13 protein-coding genes are annotated in these 11652 nt (G+C 70.0%); 1 reads left to right on the top strand and 12 read right to left on the bottom strand.

The window, feature by feature from the left end:
* Positions 1–62: 62 nt before the first annotated feature.
* The 12 genes from SSQG_RS06740 to SSQG_RS38495 all read right to left on the bottom strand — a co-directional run bounded on the left by SSQG_RS06740 (position 63) and on the right by SSQG_RS38495 (position 11273).
* Positions 63–602 carry an adenine phosphoribosyltransferase gene (locus SSQG_RS06740; RefSeq protein WP_003988980.1) on the bottom strand — a complete coding sequence of 180 codons (540 nt, stop codon included), beginning with the start codon at positions 600–602 and terminating at the stop codon, positions 63–65.
* The gene (gene secF / locus SSQG_RS06745; RefSeq protein WP_003988981.1) at positions 599–1708 is read right to left on the bottom strand and encodes a protein translocase subunit SecF; all 1110 of its coding nucleotides are present in this window, start codon (positions 1706–1708) and stop codon (positions 599–601) included. The genes SSQG_RS06740 and secF overlap by 4 nt, the downstream gene beginning before the upstream one ends.
* Before the next feature lies 1 nt (position 1709).
* Complete coding sequence (gene secD, locus SSQG_RS06750; RefSeq protein ID WP_039932073.1) at positions 1710–3476, bottom strand: protein translocase subunit SecD; 1767 nt, start codon at positions 3474–3476, stop codon at positions 1710–1712.
* Between the two features lie 133 nt (positions 3477–3609).
* Entirely contained in the window at positions 3610–4107 is a 498-nt protein-coding gene (gene yajC, locus SSQG_RS06755; RefSeq protein ID WP_003988983.1) for a preprotein translocase subunit YajC, read from the bottom strand.
* Positions 4108–4292: 185 nt separating this feature from the next.
* Complete coding sequence (gene ruvB / locus SSQG_RS06760; protein WP_003988984.1) at positions 4293–5363, bottom strand: Holliday junction branch migration DNA helicase RuvB; 1071 nt, start codon at positions 5361–5363, stop codon at positions 4293–4295.
* Between the two features lie 24 nt (positions 5364–5387).
* Positions 5388–5993 (bottom strand): Holliday junction branch migration protein RuvA, encoded by a 606-nt coding sequence (gene ruvA, locus SSQG_RS06765; protein ID WP_003988985.1) that lies wholly within the window; start codon positions 5991–5993, stop codon positions 5388–5390.
* The gene (ruvC, locus tag SSQG_RS06770; protein ID WP_003988986.1) at positions 5990–6520 is read right to left on the bottom strand and encodes a crossover junction endodeoxyribonuclease RuvC; all 531 of its coding nucleotides are present in this window, start codon (positions 6518–6520) and stop codon (positions 5990–5992) included. The genes ruvA and ruvC overlap by 4 nt, the downstream gene beginning before the upstream one ends.
* A gap of 108 nt (positions 6521–6628) precedes the next feature.
* The gene (locus tag SSQG_RS06775; protein ID WP_003988987.1) at positions 6629–7381 is read right to left on the bottom strand and encodes a YebC/PmpR family DNA-binding transcriptional regulator; all 753 of its coding nucleotides are present in this window, start codon (positions 7379–7381) and stop codon (positions 6629–6631) included.
* 51 nt (positions 7382–7432) lie between these two features.
* Positions 7433–8035, bottom strand: coding sequence for a pyridoxal 5'-phosphate synthase glutaminase subunit PdxT (gene pdxT, locus SSQG_RS06780; RefSeq protein WP_003988988.1), 603 nt, complete (start codon positions 8033–8035; stop codon positions 7433–7435).
* A gap of 13 nt (positions 8036–8048) precedes the next feature.
* Positions 8049–8954, bottom strand: coding sequence for a pyridoxal 5'-phosphate synthase lyase subunit PdxS (gene pdxS / locus SSQG_RS06785; protein WP_003988989.1), 906 nt, complete (start codon positions 8952–8954; stop codon positions 8049–8051).
* Positions 8955–9156: 202 nt separating this feature from the next.
* Positions 9157–9735: a hypothetical protein gene (locus SSQG_RS06790; RefSeq protein WP_003988990.1), complete on the bottom strand. Its 579-nt coding sequence runs from the start codon at positions 9733–9735 to the stop codon at positions 9157–9159.
* Between the two features lie 2 nt (positions 9736–9737).
* Positions 9738–11273, bottom strand: a complete 1536-nt coding sequence (locus tag SSQG_RS38495; RefSeq protein WP_003988991.1) for a hypothetical protein — start codon at positions 11271–11273, stop codon at positions 9738–9740.
* 83 nt (positions 11274–11356) lie between these two features.
* On the opposite strand from SSQG_RS38495, the gene SSQG_RS42115 reads away from it, so the two are divergent.
* The coding region (locus SSQG_RS42115) for a hypothetical protein (protein ID WP_208865622.1) at positions 11357–11652 on the top strand (296 nt) is incomplete at its 3' end.

The raw sequence follows: 11652 nt of genomic DNA on the forward strand, positions 1-11652 counted from the left end.
GGATTCCTCCGGGTCCGCCTCCGCGGTGTCGAGCCGGTGTCCACCGGGCTGCCGTGGGCCTTCTAGACCGTGAGCAGCGCCTCCAGCGGGGCTCCGCCGAGCGCCGGTTCCAGGCGGGTGCGGCCGTGCAGGAAGCCGAGCTCCATGAGGACGGCGAGACCCGCGACCTCGGCGCCGGCCCGGCGGATGAGCTGGACCGAGGCCTCGGCGGTGCCGCCGGTGGCGAGGACGTCGTCGACGATCAGGACACGGTCCTCGGCGGTCAGGTCCTCGGCGTGGATCTCGATCTCCGCCGAGCCGTACTCCAGGTCGTAGGCCTGGGCGAGGGTGGCTCCGGGGAGCTTGCCCGCCTTGCGCACGGGGACGAAGCCGAGACCGGCGCGGACGGCGACCGGGGCGCCGAGGATGAAGCCGCGGGCCTCCAGGCCGACGACCTTGGTGGCGCCGCTGCGCTCGGCGATCTCGGCGAGGGCGTCGGTGAGCGCGGTGAACGCCGCCGGGTCCGCCAGGAGCGGGGTGATGTCCTTGAACATCACGCCCGGCTCCGGGTAGTCCGCCACGTCCCTGATGCGGCTGAGCAGCAGGTCCCTGATCTCGGTCATCGGCGCTTCCCCGAGGGACGGCCGCGGCCGCGGCTGCGGGACGCGGGCTGGTTGCGAGGGCCGACGACCGCGGGTGCGGCGTCCGCGGGCTCCTCGGCGTACAGCTCCTCGGCCTCTCCCGTCTGCGGCGTTTCGCCCTTCTGGGCCCGCTTGGCCAGGACGCGCTTCTTCAGGGCCTTCATCTGCGGCTCGCGCTCCTTGAGGTCGGCGACGAGCGGCGTGGCGATGAAGATCGAGGAGTACGCACCGGCGGCGAGGCCGACGAACAGCGACAGCGAGATGTCGTTCAGCATGCCGGCGCCGAGCACGCCGCCACCGATGAACAGCAGGCCGCCGACCGGCAGCAGTGCGACCACCGTGGTGTTGATGGAGCGGACGAGGGTGCTGTTGATCGAGCGGTTGGCGACGTCGCTGTAGGTCCAGCGGGTCTGCTTGGTGATGTCCTTGGTCTGTTCCTTGAGGCTGTCGAAGACCACGACCGTGTCGTAGAGCGAGTAGCCGAGGATGGTCAGCAGACCGATCACCGTGCCCGGTGTGACCTCGAAGCCGACGAGGGCGTAGATACCGACCGTGATGGTGATGTCGTGGATCAGCGCGACGAACGCGGCGAGCGCCATGCGCCACTCGAAGGCGATCGCCAGGTAGATCACCACGAGGATCAGGAAGATCCCGAGGCCTTGCCAGGCCTTGTTGGCGATCTGCTCACCCCAGCTGGGGCCGACCAGCTCCGCGTTGATCTGCTCCGAGTCGATCTTGAGGTCGTCGGCGAGCGTGTTCTTGATCTTGTTCGCCGCGTCGGTGTCGATGCCGGCGACCTGGATGCGCAGGCTGCCGTCGCCGAGCTTCTGGACGATCGCGTCGTGGCCGGAGGCCGTCTCCGCGTACTCCTCCGCCTGGGACACCGAGGCGCTGGTGTTCTTCGGGGTGTTGAAGACGGCGCCGCCCTGGAACTCGATGCCCATGTTCAAGCCGCGGACCGTCAGGCCGACGATGGCCGTGATGGTGATCAGGATCGACAGGCCGTACCAGATCTTGCGGTTCTTGACGAAGTCGTAGCCGACCTCGCCACGGTGCAGTCGGGCGCCGAGGTTGCCGAGTTTCGACATCTCAGGCCTCCTTCGGGTCGACGGGGGCGGCAGGACGGCGGGTGCGGCGCAGCGGCGGCTGCGCACCCAGGCTCTTCGGGTCGAGGCCGGACCACTTGTGGCCGTTCGCGAAGAACGGGCGGCGGGCCATCAGCGTCAGCAGCGGCTTGGTGAAGAGGAACACGACGACCACGTCGAGCAGGGTGGTCAGGCCGAGCGTGAACGCGAAGCCCTGGACCTTGCCGACGGTGACGATGAAGAGCACCGCGGCGGCGAGGAACGACACGAAGTCGGAGACCAGGATGGTGCGCCGGGCGCGCGGCCAGGCCCGCTCGACGGCGGGGCGCAGGGTGCGGCCTTCCCTGATCTCGTCGCGGACGCGTTCGAAGTACACGATGAACGAGTCCGCTGTGATGCCGATCGCGACGATGGCTCCGCACACCGCCGGCAGGTTCAGCGCGAACCCGATGGTCGGGCCGAGCAGGGCCATGAGCGTGTAGGTGAGGGCTGCGGAGACCAGCAACGAGAGGATCGCGATGAACGCCAGGCCGCGGTAGTAGGCCATCAGATAGATGACGACCAGCGCGAGACCGATCGCGCCGGCGATCAGTCCGGCCTGCAGCTGGTCACCGCCCAGGGCGGCGGTCACGGTCGTCATGCTGTCCACCTTGAAGGTCAGTGGCAGCGCACCGTACTTCAGCATGTTGGCGAGTTCCTGCGCCGACTGCTGGTTGAAGTTGCCGGAGATCTCCGCGTTGCCGCCGGTCAGGGCCTGGCGGACGAACGGGTCGGAGACGACGTCACCGTCCAAGACGATCGCGAACTGGTTCTGCGGGGACTGGTTCTGCGCCAGCTTGCCGGTGATGGCGGCGAACTTCTTGGCGCCTGAGTCCGTGAAGTCCATCTGGACCGTCCAGCCGGCACCGCTCTGGGTGTTCAGGCTGGCCTGGGCCTTGTCGACGTCGGTGCCGTCGACCTCGGCCGGGCCGAGGACGTACTTCTGCCACTGGCCCTGCGAGTTCTTGCCGCAGGCCAGGGTCGGCTCGGAAGCCTTCGAGCCGTCGCCGACCTTGCCGCGGGCCTTCTCGTCGGTGCAGTCGAGTGCGGCGTACTGCGCCTGGAGCTTCTTCGCGTCTTCTTCGGCGGTGCCACCGGAGGCGGACGGAGAGGGGCTGGCCTTCGCCTTGTCCGAGGCGCCGGCGGACGGCGTCGCGTCGGCCTTCAGCGCGTCCGTGACGGCGCGGCCCTGCGTGGTCGGGCTCGCGGACGGGGATGCCGAGTCCTTGTCGGTGGCCTCGGGCTTGTCGGTGGCCTTGCCCGACGGCTTGCCCGAGGGGCTGCCGGTGGGGCTCGGGGACGGGCTGGTCTTGCCGTTGCCGCCGGAGACCTCGGTGGCGAGGACGGGGCGGAAGTAGAGCTTGGCGGTGGTGCCGACCTGCTTACGTGCCTGCTCGGAGTTGGTCCCCTTGGGGATGTTCACGACGATGTTGTCGCGCCCCTGCGTCTGCACCTCGGACTCGGAGACGCCCAGACCATTGACACGGCGTTCCATGATGGAGACGGCGGTGTCCATGTTGGTCTTGTTGATCGCCGACTCGTTGCCGGCCTCGGGGACCGCGCGGAGCGTGATGCTCGTACCGCCGGCGAGGTCGATGCCGAGACGCGGTTTCGTGTGTCCCGAGGCGAACATCCCACCGGTGAGCGCCGCGATGGCGATCAGGATCAGGGCCAGCGAGCGCCACGGCTTGCTCTGGGCGCTCGCGTTCCTGCCCTTTTTAGGTGTGGCCACCTTCTCGTACTCCCTCTCGGGCCACCTCGCTCCGGATCGGCGGACGGGTGGCCATGACATGGTGTCGGGATTCCGTGCGAGCTGGGCGTGGTCCGGGGTGCGCGGGCATCGCCCGCGCACCCCGGGGTCACGACTACTTCGCCTCGGAGTCGCCGTCGGTCTTCTTCGGCTCTTCGTCCGTCTTCGCCTCGCCGGCCGGGGCGTCCTCGGCGGGCTCGTCAGCCGCGTCCTTCTTGCCGAGGTCGACGGCCTTGTCGTCAGCGGTGGCGTCGGCGGCGGAGTCGCCGGTCTCGGTGAGGGAGGAGGCGTCGTCCGGGACGAGGTCGGCGTCGGACTTCAGGTCGTGCTCGATGCCGTGGACGATGCGGTTGTACTCGTCGTCGGTGAGGACGGCACCGATGGAGTTCTTGGCGAAGAGGAGCTCGACGCCCGGACCGGCGTCGAGGAGGACGGTGTCGTCGTTCACCTCCTTGACCGTGGCGTACATGCCCCCGATGGTGCGGACACCGCTGCCGGGCTGCATCTGGTTCCGCATGTCCACGGCTTGCTGCTGCTTCTTCTTGGCCGACCGGGTCATCAGGAACATGGCCCCGATGAGCACGATGAACGGGAGGAGGGTCAGGAGACTCACGGGTCGGTACTTCCTTCACACGACCGCGCTGTGAGCGGCCAGCTGGTTGGGGGTATGTACGCCGCCGACAAAGGCGGCATCGGCGGAGTCTAAGCGAGTCCGCGCGCATGGAACAACGCTCAGCATGGCACCGAGGTTCCTGCTCCGGCCACTGACGTCGCCGTCCCGAAACGGTGACGGTGCGCTCACGCCCCGAACAGGTCCTGTTGTCCGTTTCCCGCCGTCTGGGAGCGGGGCGGGGTGAGGCCGAGATGCGCCCATGCGGCGGGGGTGGCCACCCGGCCGCGCGGGGTGCGGGCCAGCAGCCCCTCCCTCACGAGGAAGGGCTCGGCCACCTCTTCCACCGTCTCACGCTCCTCCCCCACCGCGACGGCGAGCGTGGACAGACCGACGGGACCGCCGCTGAACAGCTTGAGCAGGGCTTCGAGCACGGCCCGGTCGAGGCGGTCGAGGCCGCGCTCGTCCACCTCGTAGACGGCGAGGGCGGCCGCCGCGATGTCCTGGGTGATCAGCCCGTCGGCCTTGACCTGCGCGTAGTCCCGGACGCGGCGCAGCAGGCGGTTGGCGATGCGGGGCGTGCCGCGGGAGCGGCCGGCGATCTCGGCGGCGCCGTGCGGCTCGATCTCGACCTCGAGGAGGTTCGCCGAGCGGTGGATGACGCGCTCCAGTTCGGCCGGTTCGTAGAACTCCATGTGGGCGGTGAAGCCGAACCGGTCGCGCAGCGGCGGCGGCAGCAGACCCGCGCGCGTGGTGGCGCCGACCAGGGTGAACGGGGGCAGCTCCAGCGGGATGGCGGTGGCTCCCGGGCCCTTGCCGACGATGACGTCGACGCGGAAGTCCTCCATCGCCATGTACAGCATCTCCTCGGCGGGCCGGGACATGCGGTGGATCTCGTCGAGGAAGAGGACCTCGCCCTCCTGGAGGGAGGAGAGGATCGCGGCGAGATCGCCGGCGTGCTGGATGGCGGGGCCGGAGGTGATGCGGATGGGCGCACCCATCTCGGCCGCGATGATCATCGACAGGGTGGTCTTGCCGAGGCCGGGGGCGCCGGAGAGCAACACGTGGTCCGCGGTCGCGCCACGCGCGCGTGCGGCGCGCAGGACGAGGTCGAGCTGCTCCCGGACCTTCTCCTGGCCGATGAACTCGTCCAGGTCCTTGGGGCGCAGGGCGGCCTCGACGGCCTGGTCCTCACCGTCGGCGACAGAGTCCACCAGCCGCTCGCCGGCGGAGGTGTCGGTCGTGTCGTCCCAGTTCATAGATGTGCCTCAGAGGGTCGTGGATCAGCGGGCTCGGTTCAGCGTCTGCAGGGCCGCCTTCAGGAGCTGCCCCACCTGGGGCGTGCCCTCGACGGCCTCGGCCTGCGGGGTCACGGCGGCGACGGCCTCGTCGGCCTCCCGGGTCGCGTAGCCGAGGCCGATCAGTGCCGCGTGCAGCTGGTCGCGCCAGCCGTTGCTGACGGGCGCACCGACCGCGGGCGCTCCGATCGGCTCGCCGAGCCGGTCCTTCAGTTCCAGGAGCAGCTTCTGGGCGCCCTTCTTGCCGATGCCGGGGACGGCGGTGAGTGCCTTCTCGTCGCCGGTGGCGACGGCCCGGCGCAGCGCGTCCGGGGTGTGCACGGCCAGCATCGCCTGGGCGAGTCTCGGTCCCACGCCGCTCGCCGTCTGGAGCAGCTCGAAGACCTGCCGCTCGTCGTCGTCCGCGAAGCCGTACAGGGTCAGCGAGTCCTCCCGTACGACGAGGGAGGTGTGCAGCTTGGCGGGCTGGCCCATGCGGAGCGTGGACAGCGTGTTCGGCGTGCACTGCACGGCCATGCCGACGCCGCCGACCTCGACGACCGCGGCGTCGGGGGCGAGCGCGGCGACCGTGCCGCTGACGAAGGCGATCATGCCGTACGGCCTTTCGATGTGTGCAGGGCGACGGCCTGCTGGAGTCGGTTCTGGGCGGGGGCGCGCCAGATGTGGCAGATGGCGAGGGCGAGGGCGTCCGCCGCGTCGGCGGGCTTGGGCGGTGCGCTGAGCCGGAGCAGGCGGGTCACCATGGCGCCGACCTGCGCCTTGTCGGCCCTGCCGCTGCCGGTGACGGCGGCCTTGACCTCGCTCGGGGTGTGCAGCGCCACGGGGATCCCTCGGCGGGCGGCACAGAGCATGGCGACGGCGCTGGCCTGGGCGGTGCCCATCACCGTACGCACGTTGTGCTGGCTGAAGACGCGTTCCACGGCGACGAACTCCGGCCGGTGTTCGTCGAGCCACTGCTCGATGCCCTGCTCGACGGCGACGAGGCGGTGGCCGAGGTCCGCGTCGGCGGGCGTCCTGACGACACCGACACCGATCATGGTGAGCGGCCGTCCGGCGACGCCTTCGACCACCCCGACACCACACCGGGTCAGTCCCGGGTCCACCCCCAGTACGCGCACGCGCCCTCCCTGTCGCTCACCTGTTTGTGCAGGCTATCGGGTACCACCGACAACGCGACGGGCCGACGGGGTGTGTCCCGTCGGCCCGTGGAGCTGTGGAGCCCGGCGTTACGCGTCGACCTTCTCCATGACCTCGTCGCTGACGTCGAAGTTGGCGAAGACGTTCTGCACGTCGTCGCTGTCCTCGAGCGCGTCGATCAGCTTGAAGATCTTCTTGGCGCCCTCCTCGTCCAGCTCGACCTGGACGGACGGCACGAAGCTGGAGTCGGCGGAGTCGTAGTCGATGCCGGCGTCCTGGAGAGCGGTGCGGACCGCGACCAGGTCGGTGGCCTCGCTGATGACCTCGAAGGACTCGCCGAGGTCGTTGACCTCCTCGGCGCCCGCGTCCAGGACGGCCGTGAGGACGTCGTCCTCGGTCAGCTCGCCCTTGGGGACGATGACGACGCCCTTGCGGCTGAACATGTAGGACACCGAGCCGGGGTCGGCCATCGAGCCGCCGTTGCGGGTCATGGCGACGCGGACGTCGGAGGCCGCGCGGTTGCGGTTGTCCGTGAGGCACTCGATGAGCACGGCCACGCCGTTCGGGCCGTAACCCTCGTACATGATCGTCTCGTAGTCGGCGCCACCGGCCTCGAGACCGCCACCGCGCTTGATCGCGGAGTCGATGTTCTTGTTCGGAACCGACTGCTTCTTGGCCTTCTGGACGGCGTCGTAGAGCGTCGGGTTGCCTTCGAGGTCGACGCCGCCCATCCGCGCGGCGACCTCGATGTTCTTGATCAGCTTCGCGAAGAGCTTGCCGCGCTTGGCATCGATGACGGCCTTCTTGTGCTTCGTCGTGGCCCATTTAGAGTGGCCGGACATCTGCCTGTCTCCTTCGCGTAACCCATCTCAGCAACGAACGCAGGAATCCTACTAGGACTCGGCCGTCCGGTTCGCGCGCACCATCTCGACGAACAGGGCGTGCACGCGGTGGTCGCCGGTCAGTTCCGGGTGGAACGACGTGGCCAGCGCGTTGCCCTGGCGGACCGCGACGATGTGGCCGTCGTGCTCGGCGAGCACCTCGGCCCCCGCGCCGACGGACTCGACCCAGGGGGCGCGGATGAAGACGCCCTCCACCGGGTCGCCCTCGACGCCCTCGACGTCGACGCCCGCCTCGAAGGACTCGTTCTGCCGGCCGAAGGCGTTGCGGCGCACGATCATGTCGATGCCGCCGATCGTCTCCTGGCCCGAGCGCGGGTCGAGGATCTTGTCCGCGAGCATGATCATGCCGGCGCAGGTGCCGTAGACGGGCAGTCCGTCCCGCACGCGCGCGCGGAGGGGCTCCATCACCCCGAACAGGACGGCCAGCTTGGAGATGGTGGTGGACTCGCCGCCGGGGATGACGAGGCCGTCGACCTCGGCGAGCTCTTCGGGGCGCCGCACCGGCCTGGCCACGGCGTCGGCCGCGGCCAGGGCGACGAGGTGCTCCCGTACGTCGCCCTGGAGGGCCAGGACGCCGATCAAGGGGGTGCTCATGTGCTCCTGTGCCTTACCAGCCGCGGTTGGCGTAGCGCTCGGTCTCGGGGAGGGTGTCGCAGTTGATGCCGACCATGGCCTCACCGAGGTTGCGGGACGCGTCCGCGACGATCTTCGGGTCGTCGTAGAACGTGGTCGCCTTGACGATGGCGGCGGCGCGCTTGGCAGGGTCGCCGGACTTGAAGATGCCGGAGCCCACGAAGACGCCCTCGGCGCCGAGCTGGCGCATCAGGGCCGCGTCGGCCGGGGTGGCCACGCCGCCGGCGGAGAACAGCACCACCGGGAGCTTGCCGAGCTCGGCGACCTCCTTGACCAGCTCGAACGGGGCGCGCAGCTCCTTGGCGGCGGCGTAGATCTCGTTGTTGTCGCAGCCGCGCAGCTTGGCGATCTCGCCCTTGATCTGGCGCAGGTGGCGGACGGCCTCGACGACGTTGCCGGTGCCGGCCTCACCCTTGGAGCGGATCATGGCCGCGCCCTCGGCGATGCGGCGCAGGGCCTCGCCCAGGTTGGTGGCGCCACAGACGAACGGCGTGGTGAAGGCCCACTTGTCGGAGTGGTTGACCTCGTCGGCCGGGGTGAGGACCTCGGACTCGTCGATGTAGTCGACGCCGAGGGACTGCAGCACCTGGGCCTCGACGAAGTGGCCGATGCGGGACTTGGCCATCACCGGGATGGAGACGGCCTCGATGATGCCCTCGATCATGTCGGGGTCGGACATGCGGGCCACACCGCCGTCCTTGCGGATGTCGGCCGGGACCCGCTCCAGGGCCATGACCGCGACGGCTCCCGCGTCCTCGGCGATCTTCGCCTGCTCCGGCGTGACGACGTCCATGATGACGCCGCCCTTCAGCTGCTCGGCCATGCCGCGCTTCACACGGGCGGTGCCGGTCTCGGGAGCCTGGTTTTCGGAGATGGACACGGGTGACCTCGCTGAGGGGAAAGGGGGTTTCTGCAGCAACGAGGAAACGTGAGGGGGCCAGGCCACAGCAAGGGCCAATGAGAGGCCGGTGGATCGTTTTCTGTCTCGAACCGTATGCCGAAGGCCCCGCCGAACGTGGTGGTTCGGCGGGGCCTTCCGCCCAGAGGCCGTCGCGGGCACGGACCGACGGACCGAGAGGGTGTCAGAGGCGTGCGGGAGAGAGCAGGGTCAGACCTGCCCCGATCTCCTCACTCCTCAGCTCCGGCGACGACCTGAGGAGCTTCCCCTTGAGCGGGTCGCGCACGAGCACCCGGTCCGCGACGGCCGGCAGCACCTCCCCGTCGTGGAGCACCGCCGCGTCCCAGTCGTCGGGGTCACATCGACCCCGACGATCGACGATCACGGCGCGGGTCGGCGTGGGAAGTCCCCTCGCCGCGGCGAGAACGGCCGCCTCGACCGAGTCGGCCTGCTCCGAGGTGAGGCCGTCCACCCACAGCGTCTGGATCTCGCACCCCCATGGCTCGTACGTGTACGTGTCGACGACATCGACATCCTGGGAGATCCACCAGTCCATCGTGAGGGAGGCGACACGCAGCCCCAGAAGACGGCCCAGCTCGTCCGGAGGCATCAGGACGTGTTCCCCCTCGACGTCGAGCACCACGGCCGCGCCACTCACGGGGTGCACGAGCCCGATGCCGTGCGCCTGGAAGAGTTCCACCTGCTCGACGAAGACCGACGTGGCTCCCGACTCCCGGTACCAGCGGATGAATCCGTCAGCCATGGCTAGCAGCTCGGCAGCGTGAAGATGTGCACATTTTCGTCTCCGAAGACCTTCTTGGCCTGCTTGATGGCGGATTCCGGTGTGTTGTCGGCCAGGTAGTAGATCGCCTTCACTCCGGCCTCGTCGGCCGCGTACTTGTTGATCTTGAGGGCCTTGCCGAACTTGGACGGGTTCGCGGCCTTGGCGCCACCGCCGACGAAGATGTACTCGCCGTTCGGTCCGATGACGTCGAGACCACTGGATCCCACGTTGGGCATCACGATCGGGATGTCCTGCCCGTTTTCCCCCTTGGCCACCTTTCCGCCGACGAGCTTAGCGATGAACTCCTCGCGCGCGAGACCCAGATCTCCCGCGCCACTGCCGCCGCCCGCCATGACCGAGGAGTGGTGCGCACCGTCCACCGACCGCGCGGAACGCTGGGCCGCAGAACCCTTCTTCTTCCTGTCCGTCACGCAGGCCGGAAGCTTCTTCCAAACGTCCTCGAGGATCTTCTCGCCCTTGTCGACGAGCTTCTTGGCCTCGGCAGACTTGTCCAGGAAGCCCTTGATGCCCCAGATGGCCTTGCCGATCTTCGGGAGCTTGCCGACGAGCTTGACGGCCTTCGCCCAGGGCAGGTTGCTGACGACCGCCCACAGGCAGGTGGAGATATCCGGATCGTCCCAGCACTCCTTGATCTCCTCGGCGGCGAGTTCGACGAGAAGTTCGGCGCCGTTCTCCTTCAGATAGTCCAGCAGGTCCTTCTGCGCGAGCGCCCGGGCCGCCTCGTACTCCGCCTCGCTGATGCCGGCGGCTTCGAGCGCCGCGCGCTCAGCCTCCTCCAGGGAGTACGGGTCGCCGTTCTCCTTGCTCCGGGCGGCCTCCTCGCGCTCCTTGCGCTCCTGCTCGCGCTGGTACTCCTCGGCTCGTTTGGCCGCCTCGTCCGCTTCCTTGGCGTAGGTGCCGGCGTTCTTGGCGGCGGTCTCGGCCGACTTGGCGTGCTCCTCGGCCGAGGTGGCGAGCTTGTCGGCGTCGGCGGCGTCCTTCTCCGCCTGGGCGGCCGCGCCCTGGGCGACGCTCGCTTCCTTCTCGGCCAGGGTGGCGGCGCTGCTCGCGGCCGCGGCGTGGTTCTCCGCTTCCGTGGCGGCTCCACGGGCGCGTGCGGCCTCGGCCTCGGCCTGGGTGGCGGCGTTGCGGGCCGCCGCCGCGTCCGCGAACGCCTCGTTGGCGGCCTGGCGGGCGAGTTTCGCGTCGGCCTGCGCCTGGGCGTCGGCCTCGTTGGCCCGGGCAGCCGCGGCTCTGGCCTTGGCTCCGTCCTCGGCGGCCTGCGCCGCGGACTTCATCGCGGCCACGGAGGAGCGGGCCGCGTCCGCGGAGGAACGCGCCGCTGCCGCCGCCGCCTTGAACGCGGGGCCCACCTCGGCGTTGGCACGCGCGGCGGCGGCTTCGGCCGCGTCGGCGGCCTTGACCGCCTCCGCCGCTCGGGTCTCGGCCTTGGTCACCTCCGCCTGGCCCATCGCCAGGGCGGCCTGGGCCACCTCCGCGGCGAAGTCGGCGTTCACGTCCGTGCCGGTGAACGGCGCGGTGAGCTGGATGGCGGTGTTGGCCGGGTCTGCGATACCGGCTGCCGGTGGTACGGGCGGAGGTGGCGGCCTGGACGGCGATGGTGGACTGCAGGCGCGCCATCGCCGCTTCCCTGGTGGCGCCGTCGGCTTCCTCCCGGGTGCGGTTGGCCGCCTGGAGGGACTGGTTGGCATGGATGGCGGCCAGCCCGGCGAGCCGGGAGGCCTCGTGGGCGGCGATGCCGGCCCGGGCTTCCTGCGCGGTGGCCTCGGCCGCCTTGGCGTTGGCCCGCTGCGTCGCCGCGTGCGTGGCCGCGGCCTCGGACTCCGCCTTGCTCGCCGCACGCGTTCGCCGCGAACGCGGCGGCTTCGGCCTTGT

The organism is Streptomyces viridochromogenes DSM 40736 (assembly GCF_000158955.1).
Taxonomy (GTDB): Bacteria; Actinomycetota; Actinomycetes; order Streptomycetales; family Streptomycetaceae; genus Streptomyces; species Streptomyces venetus.